Source organism: Cetobacterium sp. ZOR0034 (assembly GCF_000799075.1).
Lineage (GTDB): Bacteria > Fusobacteriota > Fusobacteriia > Fusobacteriales > Fusobacteriaceae > Cetobacterium_A.
Window position 1 is genome coordinate 1 of record NZ_JTLI01000051.1, and the last position, 16,276, is coordinate 16,276.

The 16,276-nt window shown below is 31.1% G+C and carries 20 protein-coding genes; 1 reads left to right on the forward strand and 19 read right to left on the reverse strand.

The features are described from left to right. Positions 1-97: 97 nt before the first annotated feature. Positions 98-1,153, forward strand: a complete 1,056-nt coding sequence (locus L992_RS09650; protein ID WP_047395916.1) for an acyltransferase — start codon at positions 98-100, stop codon at positions 1,151-1,153. A 59-nt stretch (positions 1,154-1,212) separates the two neighbouring features. Here L992_RS09650 and L992_RS09655 read toward each other — a convergent pair whose 3' ends face one another. From L992_RS09655 to eutA, 19 genes are all read right to left on the reverse strand, one after another. Next, entirely contained in the window at positions 1,213-1,905 is a 693-nt protein-coding gene (locus L992_RS09655; RefSeq protein WP_047395917.1) for a TIGR00266 family protein, read from the reverse strand. Positions 1,906-1,954: 49 nt separating this feature from the next. Further along, complete coding sequence (locus L992_RS09660) at positions 1,955-2,503, reverse strand: DNA-3-methyladenine glycosylase I (RefSeq protein ID WP_047395918.1); 549 nt, start codon at positions 2,501-2,503, stop codon at positions 1,955-1,957. Further along, positions 2,500-3,801, reverse strand: coding sequence for a PTS sugar transporter subunit IIC (locus L992_RS09665; protein ID WP_047395919.1), 1,302 nt, complete (start codon positions 3,799-3,801; stop codon positions 2,500-2,502). The genes L992_RS09660 and L992_RS09665 overlap by 4 nt, the downstream gene beginning before the upstream one ends. A 113-nt stretch (positions 3,802-3,914) precedes the next feature. Further along, positions 3,915-5,033: a 1-propanol dehydrogenase PduQ gene (locus tag L992_RS09670; RefSeq protein ID WP_047395920.1), complete on the reverse strand. Its 1,119-nt coding sequence runs from the start codon at positions 5,031-5,033 to the stop codon at positions 3,915-3,917. Positions 5,034-5,041: 8 nt separating this feature from the next. Next, positions 5,042-5,488, reverse strand: a complete 447-nt coding sequence (locus L992_RS09675) for a cupin domain-containing protein (RefSeq protein WP_369797078.1) — start codon at positions 5,486-5,488, stop codon at positions 5,042-5,044. Next, positions 5,485-6,573, reverse strand: coding sequence for an ethanolamine utilization protein EutH (gene eutH, locus L992_RS09680; protein ID WP_047395921.1), 1,089 nt, complete (start codon positions 6,571-6,573; stop codon positions 5,485-5,487). Before eutH ends, L992_RS09675 begins: the two co-directional genes overlap by 4 nt. After that, a complete protein-coding gene (locus tag L992_RS09685; protein WP_047395923.1) occupies positions 6,563-6,829 on the reverse strand; it encodes a hypothetical protein in 267 nt (88 codons plus the stop codon). Before L992_RS09685 ends, eutH begins: the two co-directional genes overlap by 11 nt. Continuing rightward, a complete protein-coding gene (locus tag L992_RS09690; protein WP_023050583.1) occupies positions 6,830-7,081 on the reverse strand; it encodes a EutN/CcmL family microcompartment protein in 252 nt (83 codons plus the stop codon). Between the two features lie 4 nt (positions 7,082-7,085). Continuing rightward, a complete protein-coding gene (locus tag L992_RS09695; protein WP_052193963.1) occupies positions 7,086-7,682 on the reverse strand; it encodes a hypothetical protein in 597 nt (198 codons plus the stop codon). After that, positions 7,675-8,322, reverse strand: coding sequence for a phosphate propanoyltransferase (gene pduL, locus L992_RS09700; protein ID WP_047395928.1), 648 nt, complete (start codon positions 8,320-8,322; stop codon positions 7,675-7,677). Before pduL ends, L992_RS09695 begins: the two co-directional genes overlap by 8 nt. Continuing rightward, positions 8,309-9,067: a hypothetical protein gene (locus L992_RS09705; protein ID WP_047395929.1), complete on the reverse strand. Its 759-nt coding sequence runs from the start codon at positions 9,065-9,067 to the stop codon at positions 8,309-8,311. Before L992_RS09705 ends, pduL begins: the two co-directional genes overlap by 14 nt. An 11-nt stretch (positions 9,068-9,078) precedes the next feature. After that, positions 9,079-10,515 carry an acetaldehyde dehydrogenase (acetylating) gene (locus tag L992_RS09710; protein WP_052193964.1) on the reverse strand — a complete coding sequence of 479 codons (1,437 nt, stop codon included), beginning with the start codon at positions 10,513-10,515 and terminating at the stop codon, positions 9,079-9,081. Positions 10,516-10,534: 19 nt separating this feature from the next. Further along, a complete protein-coding gene (locus tag L992_RS09715) occupies positions 10,535-11,053 on the reverse strand; it encodes a BMC domain-containing protein (RefSeq protein WP_197053411.1) in 519 nt (172 codons plus the stop codon). A gap of 57 nt (positions 11,054-11,110) precedes the next feature. Continuing rightward, positions 11,111-11,395: an ethanolamine utilization microcompartment protein EutM gene (eutM, locus tag L992_RS09720; protein ID WP_047395934.1), complete on the reverse strand. Its 285-nt coding sequence runs from the start codon at positions 11,393-11,395 to the stop codon at positions 11,111-11,113. Between the two features lie 17 nt (positions 11,396-11,412). After that, the gene (locus tag L992_RS09725) at positions 11,413-11,808 is read right to left on the reverse strand and encodes a BMC domain-containing protein (protein WP_047395935.1); all 396 of its coding nucleotides are present in this window, start codon (positions 11,806-11,808) and stop codon (positions 11,413-11,415) included. Between the two features lie 17 nt (positions 11,809-11,825). Next, positions 11,826-12,479, reverse strand: coding sequence for an ethanolamine utilization microcompartment protein EutL (gene eutL / locus L992_RS09730; protein WP_047395936.1), 654 nt, complete (start codon positions 12,477-12,479; stop codon positions 11,826-11,828). 10 nt (positions 12,480-12,489) lie between these two features. Further along, positions 12,490-13,368 (reverse strand): ethanolamine ammonia-lyase subunit EutC, encoded by an 879-nt coding sequence (eutC, locus tag L992_RS09735; RefSeq protein ID WP_047395937.1) that lies wholly within the window; start codon positions 13,366-13,368, stop codon positions 12,490-12,492. A gap of 12 nt (positions 13,369-13,380) precedes the next feature. Beyond that, the gene (locus L992_RS09740) at positions 13,381-14,745 is read right to left on the reverse strand and encodes an ethanolamine ammonia-lyase subunit EutB (protein ID WP_047395938.1); all 1,365 of its coding nucleotides are present in this window, start codon (positions 14,743-14,745) and stop codon (positions 13,381-13,383) included. Between the two features lie 27 nt (positions 14,746-14,772). Further along, complete coding sequence (gene eutA, locus L992_RS09745) at positions 14,773-16,203, reverse strand: ethanolamine ammonia-lyase reactivating factor EutA (protein ID WP_047395939.1); 1,431 nt, start codon at positions 16,201-16,203, stop codon at positions 14,773-14,775. Between the last annotated feature and the right edge of the window lie 73 nt (positions 16,204-16,276).

Here is a 16,276-nt window from a genome sequence, read left to right on the forward strand (position 1 = left end):
AATATTGGTTGGTCGAATAACTATTATACCTCAAAGGATTGGAGTAGTTTCAATAAATTTTAAGTTAACAGAAACTTAATTTTAATAGGGGGGCCTTATGTTTTTAAATTTTATCAACTATTTTAGAGGATTTGCAATTTTACTTATCGTCATCGGACATCTCTTTGGAACTGTCAAAGTATTTAATTATGATGATCCATATTTAAATAGTATTTTTACAAAATCTTTTTTTTCACTTGTAAGTGGTGGAACATCTCTTTTTGTTTTTATTTCTGGATTTTTATTTCATCATGTTTTTTATTCAAGAGGTTTTAATTTTAAAAAGTTCTTGATTAATAAATTGAAAAATGTTCTTTGCCCATATTTAGTTCTTATGACACCTGTTGTGATTTTTCAACTCTTAAATGTTCCTAGATATCAAAAGTTATACTCTTCTACAGGCGAGTTTTTAAAATATCTATTTTTGAGTCTTTATTCTGGAACTATGCTCTTATCAACGTGGTATATTCCGTTTGCATTTTTATTATTTTTATCATCACCTATTTTCATAAAATTTATAGAGATGAAAAAATTTCATAAAACAATTATGTTCGTTTTACTTATTGCAGGAAGTATTGTACATAGACCTGCTCATGATTTCACAGTTAACGTTTTTCAAGCTCTAATATATTTTAGTCCTGTTTACTGTCTAGGTATATACATCTCTATGAAAAAAGATGATTTCTTCGAGAAATTTGGAGATAAAAGTTATGTTTTTGGCTTAATTACCCTTGGTATTTTAGCTTTTCAAATATATACAGGAAAATTTATTAACTCACATAAAAGTATTTTAATATATAAAGGATTAGATATTGTTATTTATCAAAAATTCTTTATGTGCTTATTTTTAGTATTATTTTTTAATAAGTTTGAGAAACATTTTAATAAAATATTTAAAAGTATCTTCGATATTCTTGCAGAATATAGTTTTCCTATTTTCTTTTTGCACAACTACATCATTCAATTTATTTATCCAGCCATTGGATTTGAAAAAGAATCTGGTTATATAGGATTAATACTTTTAACTATACTTACACTTTTCTTGTCTATTGCATTTGCATATATCATAAAGAAAACATTCAAGAAAAATAGCAGATATCTTATTGGAGGATAATATAATCACCTAATCATTAAAAAAGCTGCGTATCCATTTTAAAAGATACACAGCTTTTTTTATTTTTTATCCTCTTTTGGAAATGGTATATAATCTACTAAAATATCTACAAACGATTGAATATTTCTTGTCTGTATAATTACTTTACCCTTACCTTTAAATGTGTTTACCAATCCTTCTCCGGTTCTAAACCCAAGAAGTCCGCTTGCAATTTCAACTTTATAATCTAATGATTCTTGCCAACACACAACATGTCCATTATCTATTTGAAATGCTTGTGATCCATCTAACTCTATTTCTACCAAGTCACCAAAACCATTTACCAAAAGTTCTCCCTCTCCTTTAGATTTCAAGATGAAAAATCCACCCGTTCTACCTAAAATAGAGTTTATAAATCTTTTTTGTTTTGTTGAAGTATAATCAACAGAGCTATTACAAGCTAAAAAACTTCCATCATTTAAGTACCAATGATTTCCATTAGAAACATTTAAAACCTTTATATTTCCAAATCCCTTTGGTGCAATTGCAACTCTTCCATTATCTTTAGCTGTTGCTACTGACGTGAAAAAATTCTCCCCTCCTAAAAAGGCTTTTCCTATTGCTGAAAAAAATCCTCCATTTACCTTTCCTTGTAAATTTATTGAAGCATCCTTATAAACCATGCATCCTGGTTCTATTCTTACACTTTCTCCTTTTTCTAATTGAAACTCAACAAGAGCAGCACTTGTTGAAGATGTCTGAACTATTTTCATTTCTCCTCCTTTTAAATTTTAATATATATCTTTTCTATTAGAATATCATTTAATCGCGAAATTCACAATCTAATAGATGGTCATTAATTATCCCTACTGCCTGAAGATAAGAATAAACCGTTGTGCTTCCTAAAAATTTAAATCCTCTTTTTTTCAAATCTTTTGCTATTAAATCTGAAAGTTCACTTTTTGATGGTACTTCCTCTAGAGTTTTCCAACTATTTTTTATAATTTCATTCTCTGTAAAAGACCAAATATATCTATTGAAACTACCAAATTCATTGCTTATTTTTAAAAATTGTTTTGCATTATTTATTGATGCTTCTATTTTTTTTAAATTTCTAACTATTCCCGAATTATTCATCATCTCTTTTATTTTGTCTTCATCATATTTAGATACTTTAGAGGGATCGAACTCACTATACTCCTTTCGATAATTTTCTCTTTTTTTCAATATAGTTATCCAACTCAATCCCGATTGAGCTGACTCCAAAACTAAAAATTCAAAGTGTTTATTATCATCATAAACAGCTTTCCCCCACTCTTTATCATGATATTCTCTATAAAGTTCGCTACTTTCACACCAGGAACATCTCATTTTTGTTCTCCTTTCTCACTACTCTCTTTCATTGACATCTTTTTATCATAAGCTTTTAAAAATGGATAGTATACGATTGCCATCAAAACAATATTAAAAAGACATAACAACACAGCTCTTATATCTCCTCCTGTTGTCAAATATGCCCCAATAGGAGCAGGGAATGTCCACGGTGCTAGAATTGCTGGTCTTGAGATTAAATTCAGCGACATTGCGGTATAAGAAACTATCGTTGCTAGTACAGGCCCTAACATAAATGGTATTGTAAAAAATGGATTCAACATAATCGGTAATCCAAATATAACGGGTTCATTTATATTAAATAACGAAGGAATGATTGTTGCTCTTCCCATATCCTTTAAATATTTCGATTTTGAAAATAACAATAAACAAACTAATGATAATGTCCCCCCTGCTCCTCCAATCCATACAAACCATTGAAAAAATGGTTCAGGAGTTATATACGGTAAAGTATCACTACCGTTTTGCATAGCCTCTGCATTTGATGCTAACATTTCTAACCAAATTGGTCTTGCTATGGCTCCTATTATTGATACACCATGGATTCCTGCTGTCCAAAGCATTGTTATTAATATAACCATAACCACTGCCCCAACTGGTGTATCAACTATCCCTTTTAACGGATTAAATATATTATTAAAAACATTATGAATATCAAATTTAAATATCACAAAAACTATCCATGTTAAAAATACAACTGCTACTGTTGGAAAAAGAGCTTCAAATGATCTAACAACGGATTCAGGAACACCCTCTGGCATTTTTATAATCAAATTTTTTCTTTTAAAAAAATTTAAAGTTTCCACAGCAAATAAAGCCATTACAATTCCTACAAACAACCCTGCTCCACCTAATTTTCCCATAGGTAATACAAACCCTAAACTTTCACCTGTATTAGATACTGCCGTCGATGGTAATATCGTCATAAAATACGCTAAAAGTGACAATGTTCCACCCGAAACTCCATCCAACTTATACCATCTAGATAAGCTATGACCTATATTATATGTCGCATAAATTGCTACTAATCCCATAGTTATTCTAAAAGGAATAAGTATATCTCCTATATTTTTTTGAATCCAAAGAAATATTGACATACTTTCTTTTAAGCTTTGAGGAACCGGTGGAAATGCTATTATCAAAAAGAAGCTTCCTACAATAGTAAGAGGAATTGTGGATACCATTCCATCTCTTATTGCTCTCAAATGTCTTTGCTCAGCCAATTTTATCATAGGTTCCATAAATAAATTTTCAATAAATGAATAAAACTTTTTCATATTTTCCCTCCCAAATTTAAAATTGTAAAAAGCTACCAATATTTTTATCTATGATAAATTGGTAGCTTTTTATAATATTATCCTATATACTTCATTTTTTATTTTTTGTCAAATTATTCTCCAAAATATATTCTTAATAAAAGTTTTATATATTCCTCATCATTTAATTTATTTGAATTATATTCTGTACATATATCCTCTTTTATATCTTCTAATATCTCTGGAATTTTAATTTTGAACTCTTCAAAATTTATACCTAAATCTTTTAAAGATTTTTCTATTCCTAAATTTTCTTTTAGTTTTTTTACAAATTCATTAAATAAATTTTTTCCATTTTCATCATCAATTGGATTAAAATCTAAAAGTTTTGCTAGTTCACTATATCTTTTCCAAGCTTTTGTATTAACTTCAATTATATATGGCATTATTATAGCATTGGCTCTTCCATGAGATATATGAAACTTTGCTCCAATAGAGTGTGCTATACTATGATTAATACCTAAAGATGAGTTATTAAAAGCTATTCCAGCCATACAAGAAGCATACTGTACATTTTCTCTTGGAAGTAGTAGCTGTGGATTATTAAAGTGATTTACTAAATTCTCTTTTATAATTTTTATAGCTTCTTTAGCTGATGAATTTGTAAATGGTGTTGCTATTGTAGAAACATAGGCCTCTAATGCATGGGTTAAAACATCCATACCTGTATCTGCAATTATCTTAGATGGAAGTGTCTTCATAAATTCTGGATTTAATATTGCTAGATCCGGTAACATATCTTCATTAGCTAGTGCAATTTTTTTATCTCCTTTAGATATAACACTGTACGATGTCACTTCTGATCCTGTGCCACTTGTTGTTGGTATTGCTATAAAGTACGGCTTCTCTCTTTTTATTTTTAATTCATTCTCTATTTTCAAATTAAAATACAAAATACCTTTACAAGCATCTATTGGTGAACCACCACCTAAACCAATTACACACTGAGGAGAAAAATAAACAATCTCTTTTAATCCTCTTTCGACTATCTCTACTGTTGGATTGGGAGTTACATCTTTAAATATTTTTACTTTCGAATTTTTAGGTAACTTTTCTAAAATTTTATCCACTATTTTCAAATCTACCATAGCTTTATCTGTCACTATAAGGTAACTTGAATATTTTAACGCCTTCAAATATTCTAAAGAATCTTCACCTGATTTTATTTTTGGTTTTATAAAATATTCTCTCATAACCTCACCTACTTTTGCTCCATCCAGTTAGCTGGATAGACAACATAAATAAACTTAGCATATTCTGTAGCTTTAAATTTTATATTTGATCCCTTTGGAATCAAAAGAACATCTCCTTTTTCACCTACAATTGTTCTTCCATCTATTACAATTTCTAATTTACCCTCTATTACATAATCAATTTCATCATAATTTAATGTCCAATCGAATGTACTTTTTGTCATCTCCATCATACCCGCACCAATTCTAGGACTTTCTTCTAAAGAGAATAAATCTGTTACATAAACTTGATCTTGAGGATTTCCTGTATCAAACCTAACTTTCTCTATCTTTTCAGCTTTTACAACAGCCACACCAGATAGATCTACATGCTTTATACTTTTTTCTCCTCTTAACTCTTTCTCTATAACTTTTCTAATTATTTTTTCTAGTTCTAACTCATCTATATTTATCATTTTGCTTCACCCTCTATATTTCTGAACATAAATTTTGCTAAAATGACTGCTGTTACACCACCAACTAATTTTCCAACAACCATTGGGAATATCATTTGTGAATCCACTCCCGCAGTAAACCCTAAGTGATCTCCAAATACGAAAGCCGCACTTACAGCAAAGGCTACGTTTATTACTTTACCTTTTTTATCCATCTCTTTCATTAGTCCAAACATCGGAATATTATTAGCAAGTGTTGCCACTAATCCTGCCGCTGCTTTTTCATTCATTCCCAATGATTCTCCAAGTTTTGTAAGTGGTTTATTTAAAACTTTAGTTAAGAATAGTACTAATGGAAACGCACCAGCTAGTGTGATTGCAATACTTCCTACAATTTCAATACCGTCTGTTATTGGAGCCATTCCTGGGATAACAACGATTCCTGTTAATGTTTCAATTATTGATGCAGCTAATCCAATTGTTATAACTATAACTACGCCTTTTCCAAAAATCGTGAATCCACTAGTCATTTTTTCAGGTATTTTCCAAAGACCTAAAGAGATTAAAGCTGAAAATATTATTATTGGAAGTAGATTTGAAACTATCAATTCTAATGGGAATCCTGCTGTTAATCCACCTGCTAAACAACCAATTGGTATTGTAATCATACCTGCTAATATACCTTTCGCAAGATACGGTCTATCCTCTTTTTCGATTATTCCAAGTGCTACTGGTATTGTAAAAACAATAGTTGGTCCCATCATTGCACCTAAAATTAATCCTGCAAATTTCCCAGCTTCAGGTGAAAGAGCTAGTTCCATTGCTAGTGGATACCCACCCATATCATTTGCCAATAATGTTGTAGCAAACATTGCTGAATCTGCTCCAAGCATTGTATACGCTGGTGAAATTATTGGTCGAAGTATTTTAGCCAGTACTGGAGCAAGAGAAATCACTCCTATCATTGCTAAAGCTAAAGCTCCCATTGCCATAATTCCCTCTTCAAACTTCTCACCATAACCAAATTTATTCCCTAAACACTTATCAATCGCACCAATTACCATGAATAAAACCATTATATAAATGATAATCTCATTAATACCCATTATTTATACCCCCTTTAACTTTTTTTAGAACTTCACCGATCACTCTTTCGTCTGATACATTAAAATCTTTAGTTAAAATCAATTTGATTCTTTCTTCTAAACTTTTACAACCATCAGATATATATCTAATTTTTATCCCTTTATTTTTTAAATAATCATTCACTTTAGGAAGAAGAATCATATCTTTTGATATATTTAATTCATCTCCTATTATAAGTTCCTCTACATTTTCCAAGGTAATAAGTTTCTTTTTCATCTATTCACCTTCCTCAAATCCATCTATAATACCAATTGTCACAGCATCAATTGGTATACTTTCATTTTCTAAAACTTTTCTCGCTCCACTTCCTTTTGTTATAAGAACCATGTCTCCTGTTCCAGCCCCGATATAATCACATACAACTATTTTTTCTCCATTTTCAAGTTGAGCTATCATAAATTTCAAACCATTTAAAGACTCATCTTTCCTTGTTGCCCAAACATTTCCAATAATTTTTCCTATAACCATAAAATCACCCTTTTTTTATTTCTAAAGCTGAATTTTTTAAATATTCTTTGGCTGAGTCTGTTATAAAAATTTTATCTGAAACAACTATCTCATCTGTTGCTTCTCTTTCTATCTCTTTCACATCTTTTAGAGTCATAACTTTTTTGTCAAAATATTTTTTTCTTTTTGTATTGTCTAAATGATCAAGAACTTCTATTTTTTTTATAATTTTTATTCCCATCTCCTTTAGTTCTTTTTCATAATTTAAATACTTATCAGTTATTTTTTTTATTTCACAGCTATAACTTCGCCAAGATATTCCCTCCTCTATTAAATATATATTTTTATTTTTTAATAGAGATTTTATTATCAACTCTGTTTTTGGATTTATATATGTTGCATTTGAAATGGAAAATAACTCATCAATTTCCAATGAAAAAACTACTATTTTATTGCTTTCATCTGAAATATGAAATCTTTTTTCTAACTCCTCTTTTAGTATTAAATCCTCTCCTAAAAGAGTTATCTTTTCTTTCATGTTTTGTTCTTGTGAACTATTTTTCTCTCTTATGTACTTTTCTATCTCTTTTCTTATAATATCTAATAAATCATTTTCATTCATAAATCTCTCCATAAGAGTCTTTAGTTAGAAAACAAGCATTCGCCTCATCATAATCTATATGCATATTTAGAGAAAATCTATTATTCACTCTCACAACAACATCCTCAAAAATCATTGGCCTTAAACTACCACAAATTTTTACTTTTACTTTATCCTTATCTTTTAAGTTTAATCTTCTTGAATCTTCTTCTGTCATATGAATGTGATTTTTAGCTACTATTACTCCCTCTTTTAATTTTAAGTATCTATCACCATTTGTTATTAAAATTCCCGGAGTATCTTTTGTGCTTCCAGATTCTCTTAAAACAGGAGTTACGCCTAAATTTCTCGCATCTGTTAATGAAAGTTCAACTTGGGTATTTCCTCTAAATGGACCTAAAACTATTACTCCCTCTATTACTCCTTTGGAACCAATTAATCTAACTCTTTCCTTACAAGCATATTGGCCAGGTTGAGATAAATCTTTCATTTTATTAAACTGATATCTCTCTCCAAATAAAATCTCTGCATCCTTTTCTGAAAGGTGAATATGTCTACCTGAAGCTTCTATTGGAATTCTTTTTATATTTTTACACTCTTTTTGATTTAACTCTTTTTCTATAGCATCCTTTACTAATTTTACAATCTCATCGATTTCCATACTCTCCTGTCACCCCTCTTAACATCATTATATAGATAGCACTACTCAATCTATTTAGTGCTAATAGGATGTCTCTTCTTTCAATTGCTCCGTTCTCTTTAACAAAAGCTTCCACACCCTTAATCTCTAACTCTCTAGACAAGGCCCTCATCTCATTTAGTTTTATAACTGAATAACTATCCTTTGAAGATATTCCAAAGAGATGCTCTCTATTAAAATATTTTTTTGGATTATGAGATATATCTCTAATCTCATCTAAACTTTTTTCTAAAACCTTTATATCAACTAGCGCCTCTCCTACAACTTCTGAAACTAAAATATTTTTTATAAATTTCTCGATACTCTCTAAATCCTTTTGAAGTTTAACATTTTTAAACTCTTCTAAATCCTTCATTAAAACTAACCAACGACTTTGAAAAGAATCTATTTCTCCTCTAAAAATTATTCTTTTATCATCTTTTTTTACTAAAATATTTCCATATATTTGAGTCATATACTCTGGTTTTTCGACATAAAGCTCTCCTAATATTCCTTTGTACTTAGGTTTTGATTCTTCACTTCTTATCTCTTTAAACTCTTTAGTCTCTTCCGTTTTTCCAGCTATTTTATCCATTACTTTTATATCTTTATCTATTAAAAATTGTCTTGCTGAAGGAGTTAAAATTGTCCCTTTTTCTAAAGAAATCTCTTTCATATTTTCATCTTTTTTATAAAGAGATCTTAATTTTTCTTCTGTTAGAACCATAATTACCTCTCCTATCTATTTAATATATCTGATACTATTTTCTTTACCATCTCTTCTAATTTATCTTGGGATGTTTCACAAGTTTTCTTTTCACCTTTTATATCTTCTAATTCTCTAACTCCCCAAGCTACTCTTCTTATATTTATAAGGTTTAATGGAGTTATATTATCAGAAGTTGAACTTCCTCCAACTGCACCACACCCTAAAGTTAGTGCTGGAGCTAGATTAGTTGTTCCACCAATTCCACCTAAAGCCCCTGGTGTATTAACTAAAAGTCTCGAAACTGGTTTTTTTAGAGCAAACTCCCTTACAATCATCTCATTCTCAGAATGAATAACCATAGTATGCCCTTTTCCTTCTACATTTAATATCTCAATAGATCTTTCACACGCTTCTTCCCAACTATTTTCAACATAAAACGCTAAGATTGGAGCTAATTTTTCTCTAGAATATGGATTTCTCTTTGAAACTTCACACTCTTCTGAAATTAAAACTTTAGTGTCACATGGAACATTTATTCCTGCCATCTGTGCCAATCTTAAAGCATTTTTACCTACAATTTGTGGATTCATAGTTCCATTACTTCTTAAAATAAAATTAGAAAGTTTTTTAGATTCTTCTGGATTTAAGAAATATCCACCTTGAGCTAACAACTCTTCTTTCACTTGTTCTCTTATCACTTTTTCTACAATTATAGATTGCTCAGAAGCACATATAACACCATTATCAAAAGTTTTACTATCTATAATTCTCTTTACAGCTAATTTTATATTTGCACTTTTCTCTATAAATGCTGGTCCATTTCCTGGACCAACTCCTATTGCCGGATTCCCTGAACTATATGCAGCTTTTACCATAGCTTCTCCACCAGTAGCCAAAATCAATGCTGTGTCCTCATGTTTCATCAACTCCTCTGTCGCATCCATAGTTATTGTTTTTACTACACCTATTAATCCCTCAGGAGCTCCAGCTTTTTCTGCAATCGCTTTTAACAGATTAGCTGTTTCAATTATACAATTTTTAGCATTTGGATGAGGACTCACCACTATTCCATTTCCAGCTTTTAATGATATTAAGGTTTTATAAATTGTTGTAGACGTTGGGTTTGTCGATGGAATTAATCCAGCTATAACACCTAATGGAACACCAATCTCTAAAACTCCGTTTTCATTTTTTAATTCACCAACTGTTTTCATATTTTTTATATACTCATATACATATTCTGAAGCAAACTTATTTTTCAAAATTTTATCTTGCCAATTTCCAAAACCAGTTTCTTCAACAGCCATCTTAGCTAATTTTTCACTGTATTCTTTTATTCCTTCCACCATAGAACATATAATACTATCTATTTTCTCTTGAGAAAATGTAGCATATATTTTCTGTGCTTCCTTTGATTTTCTTATTAAATCTCTTACCTCTTGTCTTGACATTAAATCTCTATCCATTTTGCCTCCCTATTAAAACTTAAATATAATCGAGTATATTTTCAACTGGGTTATTTATTTTACTGATATCCATATATTTATAAGATGATCCTGTAACTAAAACTATTGCCTCATCTATAGAACTCGTTTCTCCTCCTACAACAAAATAACATTTTCCTGCTAGTGTCCATCCTAAAACTAATTTAACTACATCTACATCAACACTTTTAATCACATGATCTAAAACTTTAACACCATCAGCTATATTTAAAAATTCAACTACACCTATTGCTTTAAACTTTTTATCTTCTCTTTTTCTATTTAAAGCTTCTAAAAGCTTTTCACTTACGCCAGAAATAACTTGCTTACAACGTTCTCCTGTCAAATCTTTTAATCCATCTTTAACTGAAGAATTATCTCCGTAAACTATAAAATAATATTTTCCAGGACAAGTTACTCCAGCCTTATAGATTCTTAATTCATTAAATTTTATAATTTTATCTAATTCCTCAATTCCCTTTGGAATACTATTGAATTCAACTATACCTAATGCCTTCATCTCTTCTCCTTTCATTATTTTTAGGGAGTGACTAGTATGTCACTCCCTAAATTTTTTCTACTTTACTTCTTTTGGTAAAATTGCCTCTACATCTGAGTGTGGTCTTGGAATTACGTGAACAGAAATTAATTCTCCAATTCTATCTGCTGCTGCTGCTCCAGCATCTGTCGCCGCTTTTACAGCCCCAACATCTCCTCTAACTAAAACACTCACAAGTCCTCCTCCAACAATCTCTTTTCCTATTAAAGTTACATTTGCTGCTTTTACCATTGCGTCTGCTGCCTCTATCGCTGCTACTAATCCTCTTGTTTCTACCATTCCTAATGCATTTAAAGTTGCCATAATTATCCTCTCCTTCTCTATTTTTTAGTTTTATCTCTTCTATTTACTACTGGTTTTACTTCTTCATCTACCATATCTTCTATTATCACTTCTTCTGCAAGTTCTACTATCATTTCTTTCTCTTCTATAACTTCTGTTGGAACCTCTTTTTTTTCTAATATATTGTACACCTCTTCAGTTGGTCTTGGAATTACATGACTTCCCATATAAACTCCTAATTTTTTTACTGCTTCAGTTGCTGCTTCTACTGCAACCTTCACAGCTCCAACATCACCAACTATTTCAACTGTAACTATTCCACCTTTTATAAGATGTCTATTTAGTACCTCTACATCTGCTGTTTTACACGCCACATCTACAGCTTCTATCGCTCCAACCATTCCTCTTGTTTCAATCATTCCTAATGCTTTCATAATTTAAACAACTCCTTTTAGAACTTTAATGGATTTTGAGCAACGTATTTCACAGCATCAGCAAAAGCATCACATGCTGCTTTACATGCTGATTGACTTCCTGTTAAAAGTCCTCCTCCAAAGTTAGTTTCTGATGGTGGTCCAAAGAAAGCTGCTAATCTTACATCTGCTGCTTTTAATGCCACATCAAGTGCATACATAGCCTCTAAAGGTGGTGCTATTAAATATGCTAAAGCTTCTCCCTCTGGTACTCCTGCAGTTTTTGACAGATAAGTCCCTGTTCTTGAAACACAGTGAGCATAGTATGCAATTGTATCATCATCATTAGCACTATAGAAACATGCTTCATTTTCTATAAAATCTACTATTGCATTTAATCCACTTTTTACTTCAGCAGGTGTAGGTCCAGCTATTATTCCAATAACTTCTCCAGCTAATTTTGTATTTGCATTTGCTGCCCCACCATAAAATGATCTACCATAAACTACTTCAACTTCTGACATTTTTGTTGCATAATCTAATGCTGTATACGTTACATCATCACAATCTGCCGTAACTATTCCAATACTCTTATATCCTTTTGGAAGTTTGAACTCTTCGGCCATTTTATCATCTACATTTGGTATTAGCTTAACTGCTAAAACACTTGGTTTTATAGGATCGTTTATCATTTTTTCCTCCTTATAACTTTAAATCTTGTCCGCTTGCTTTAGCGTCTAATATTTTCTTAATTATATGTGCCACATGTGCCCCCGCTTCTACAGATGGAGTTCCTTTTTCATGTATATTTGATACAACTGTTCTCTTAGCTTCTGGTATTCCCACATAACCTTTATATGTTATGTAGGCACTCATACTTTCTGCAGTTGCTAGTCCTGGTCTCTCTCCAATTAATACACAAGTTACTGTTGTCCCTAGTGTTTCAGCTACGTCATCTGAAGCAGCAACTCTTCCGTATTTCAAGAAAAATGGTGTTCCTGTATCTATTCCATAAGCTTTTAATCCATTTAATAATGCTGGAAGTATATTTTCAACGTTAGCTTCTACTGCTGTTGAACTAAGACCATCTGAAATATAAACTTGAACCGTTGGATTTTGTTTACATCTCTCTTTCAAAACCTTTACAGCATCATCTGATAATCTTCTTCCTAAATCTGGTCTTGTTATATACTCATCTTTAGAATTACATCTTGTTTGAACTGTAAATAGATTATTCTTAGCTAACACTTCATCTGAAACATCAGTAAATACAGCATCTTGAGCTGAAGCATGGTCAGCTCTAAATCTTAACATTGTTGATGTTGTATATCTTGTCCCAGCTCTTCCAATTCCAACTCTTGCCGGAGTTTTCCTTTTATACTTTAATAGCTCCTCTCTATTTTTGGGATTCACTACATCTATAATCTCTCGTAAATCAATTTTAGTTATATCCTCTACCTCTTCCAAATTAGAGAGTGTTTTTTCAACTCTCTCTTTTACTTTTTCTAAAGCCTTTCCCTCTCCATCCATCTCTTTCAAAACTTGTGATATTATATCTTTTAACTCTTTTTCAGAAATCATTATTCTCTCCTCCTATAAAAATAGTGATGCATCTCCTGCAAGATTAGTTAAATTTCCATCCTCATCTCTGATACCTACTTTTTCTAGCCACTCCTCAAACTCTTTTATAGGTTTAACATTCAATGTTTCTCTTAAAGTTTGAATATCATGATATCCTGTAGTTTGGTAGTTCAACATAATATCGTCTCCAGCCGGAACTCCCATAAAATAGTTACATCCAGCTGCTGTTAATAAAACAGCTAAATTTTCAATATCGTTTTGATCTGCCTTCATATGGTTTGTATAACAAACGTCAACTCCCATAGATAATCCATGAAGTTTTCCCATAAAATGATCTTCTAATCCAGCTCTTGTAACTTGCTTACTATCATAAAGATACTCTGGACCTATAAATCCAACTACAGTATTAACTATAAATGGATCGTATTTTTTAGCAAATCCATAACATCTTGCTTCCATTGTTAATTGATCTACACCATTATGTCCATCTGAAGAAAGTTCAGAACCTTGTCCTGTTTCAAAATACATTACATTTGGCCCTGCTGCTGTTCCATGAGTTAAAGCTAGTTGTCTTGCTTCCTCTATCATATCTCCTGTTATTCCAAAAGCTTCATTTGATTTTTGTGATCCAGCTATACTTTGGAATATTAAATCTGTAGGAGCTCCTTTTCTTATAGCTTCCATTTGAGTAGTTACGTGAGCTAGTACACATATTTGTGTTGGTATATGAAATTTTTTCTTTATCTCATCAAATCTTTGTAAAACTCTAACAACACTATCGACAGTATCATCAACTGGGTTTAATCCTATTAAAGCATCTCCAACTCCATAGCTTAATCCTTCTAATAGTGAAATCATTATTCCATCCGGATCATCTGTTGTGTGATTAGGTTGCAGTCTCGCTGCTAAAATTCCTTTTCCTCCAATTGTTGTGTTACAATGTTTTTTTACTTGAATTTTACTCGCCGCTCTAATCAGATCTAAATTTGACATTAATTTTGTAACTGCCGATATCATCTCTGAAGTTAGTCCTCTTCTTATCCACTGAATCTCTCTATCTCCATTTTCAGTAGCCAATAGCCACTCTCTTAACTCACCAACAGTCCATTCCTTTATCTCTTCATATACTTTTAAGTTTAAAGCGTCTATTATAATTCTTGTAACCTCATCTTGGTCATAAGGAACTGCAGGATTCTCTTTAAACTCTTTAAGTTTTATATTAGATAGTACCTCTTTTGCTGCCACTCTTTCCTTTGTACTTCTTGCTGCTATCCCAGCTAGCTCATCACCCGATTTTTCTTCATTTGCTTTAGCCATCACATCATATAAATTCTCAAATACATAGTCTTGGCCAAAAAGTTTTGTGTGTAATCTCATCAAACTCACCCCAATCTATTTTTTTATTTAATAACTTAAAACTAATGTCTTTACAATTACTGGTAACACACTTCCACTTCCAAGAGGAAGTCCAATATCTACAAAGTCACCATCATTAACTTTTATACTGTCTATACAAACTATTGGAATCCTATCTTCAGATTCTAATATTAAGCACTGCCCTAAAACTTTACCTATGTCTTCCTCGACTATAATAACTAGTCTTTTAAATCTTTTCATCACCTCATAAATATTTTTAGACATCTCTTGTATATCTTTATATTTAAGTCCTTTTCTACCACTTAATCCAATAGCTACATCTTGATATCCATCATCTGTTTTAAACCATTCTAATTTTTTTTCTAAAATTTCTACTAGCTCTTTATAATCAAAATTTTTATCTGCGTCATTTATTTTCAATATAGGAAGATTTTTTATTGGAAGAACCTCTTTAGCGTAACTTATTGTACTTCCACTTATTTCAGTTGTGTGAGAACCTGCTCCTACAACTGTCGCCCTTATAGTTTCTCCCAATCTAACCATATTTATTTTTTCTTTTTCGAATTTTCTTTTTATACAAACTCCTAAAAGTGGACCGATATCATCATAGATATAGCAATCTTTTTTTTCAGGTTCAGTGTAGATAAAATCAGCTACACCTCCTGAGAAACTAATAAATTCAGCTTTCAATGAAGTTCTGTAATCTTTATCTGTTATGAGCAATTTATAATCTTCACTTTTAGGTTGAGTATTTTTCACTGCTTCTAAAAGAATTTCAGCTATTTTGTCACATAAAATTTCTAAATCTCTTTCGTTAGCAATCTCTCCAACTTTTAAACTTTTTAAATTAAATTTTTCAATAAGCTTTTCATATTTTTTAAAGATATATGCTATCTTTAAACTATTTTTTTCAAATTTTATTAGTCTACCACCTATATCTAAACAAGTTGTATCTTCAACTTCACCCTTATCAAATAAAGAGATATTTGTTGTACCGCCACCTATATCTAAATTATAGATACTTGTATTCTTCTCTTCTGAAAACTTCATAGCTCCTGAACCTTTTCCAGATATTATACTTTCTAAATCTGGTCCAGCTGTTGCTACAACAAAATCTCCAGCCATTCCGCTTAAAGCTTTTAGTACCTCTCTAGCATTACTTTTTCTAGCTGTTTCTCCTGTTATTATCACCGCCCCAGTACTTATCTTTTCTCTTGGAACTTTAGAGGCTTCATATTCATCTTTTAAGATTTTCTTTAAAGCTTCTATATCAATCTCATAGGAATTTACAAGTGGTGTTGTGTAGATTTTGCTTCTATAAAAAGTCTCTTTCTCCACAATTTTTATTTGAGGAACTCTTGCTCCAGAAGATAGATTTTCTAAAGTTATTTTCGAAAAAACTAACTGAGTTGTAGATGTTCCAATATCAATTCCCACACTTATAATCTCTTCCTTCACTAAATTCACCTCCTAATTAGAACAAAAAAAGCTAAAGAAATATAGTTACCCACTATATTCTTTAGCTTCTTTG

What these genes read in the sequence shown, in the direction of transcription:
- L992_RS09650 (WP_047395916.1), top strand. Translation starts at nt 98, where the DNA reads ATGTTTTTAAATTTTATCAACTATTTTAGAGGATTTGCAATTTTACTT.
- L992_RS09655 (WP_047395917.1), bottom strand. Translation starts at nt 1,905, where the DNA reads ATGAAAATAGTTCAGACATCTTCAACAAGTGCTGCTCTTGTTGAGTTT.
- L992_RS09660 (WP_047395918.1), bottom strand. Translation starts at nt 2,503, where the DNA reads ATGAGATGTTCCTGGTGTGAAAGTAGCGAACTTTATAGAGAATATCAT.
- L992_RS09665 (WP_047395919.1), bottom strand. Translation starts at nt 3,801, where the DNA reads ATGAAAAAGTTTTATTCATTTATTGAAAATTTATTTATGGAACCTATG.
- L992_RS09670 (WP_047395920.1), bottom strand. Translation starts at nt 5,033, where the DNA reads ATGAGAGAATATTTTATAAAACCAAAAATAAAATCAGGTGAAGATTCT.
- L992_RS09675 (WP_369797078.1), bottom strand. Translation starts at nt 5,488, where the DNA reads ATGATAAATATAGATGAGTTAGAACTAGAAAAAATAATTAGAAAAGTT.
- eutH (WP_047395921.1), bottom strand. Translation starts at nt 6,573, where the DNA reads ATGGGTATTAATGAGATTATCATTTATATAATGGTTTTATTCATGGTA.
- L992_RS09685 (WP_047395923.1), bottom strand. Translation starts at nt 6,829, where the DNA reads ATGAAAAAGAAACTTATTACCTTGGAAAATGTAGAGGAACTTATAATA.
- L992_RS09690 (WP_023050583.1), bottom strand. Translation starts at nt 7,081, where the DNA reads ATGGTTATAGGAAAAATTATTGGAAATGTTTGGGCAACAAGGAAAGAT.
- L992_RS09695 (WP_052193963.1), bottom strand. Translation starts at nt 7,682, where the DNA reads ATGAATGAAAATGATTTATTAGATATTATAAGAAAAGAGATAGAAAAG.
- pduL (WP_047395928.1), bottom strand. Translation starts at nt 8,322, where the DNA reads ATGGAAATCGATGAGATTGTAAAATTAGTAAAGGATGCTATAGAAAAA.
- L992_RS09705 (WP_047395929.1), bottom strand. Translation starts at nt 9,067, where the DNA reads ATGGTTCTAACAGAAGAAAAATTAAGATCTCTTTATAAAAAAGATGAA.
- L992_RS09710 (WP_052193964.1), bottom strand. Translation starts at nt 10,515, where the DNA reads ATGGATAGAGATTTAATGTCAAGACAAGAGGTAAGAGATTTAATAAGA.
- L992_RS09715 (WP_197053411.1), bottom strand. Translation starts at nt 11,053, where the DNA reads ATGAAGGCATTAGGTATAGTTGAATTCAATAGTATTCCAAAGGGAATT.
- eutM (WP_047395934.1), bottom strand. Translation starts at nt 11,395, where the DNA reads ATGGCAACTTTAAATGCATTAGGAATGGTAGAAACAAGAGGATTAGTA.
- L992_RS09725 (WP_047395935.1), bottom strand. Translation starts at nt 11,808, where the DNA reads ATGAAAGCATTAGGAATGATTGAAACAAGAGGAATGGTTGGAGCGATA.
- eutL (WP_047395936.1), bottom strand. Translation starts at nt 12,479, where the DNA reads ATGATAAACGATCCTATAAAACCAAGTGTTTTAGCAGTTAAGCTAATA.
- eutC (WP_047395937.1), bottom strand. Translation starts at nt 13,368, where the DNA reads ATGATTTCTGAAAAAGAGTTAAAAGATATAATATCACAAGTTTTGAAA.
- L992_RS09740 (WP_047395938.1), bottom strand. Translation starts at nt 14,745, where the DNA reads ATGAGATTACACACAAAACTTTTTGGCCAAGACTATGTATTTGAGAAT.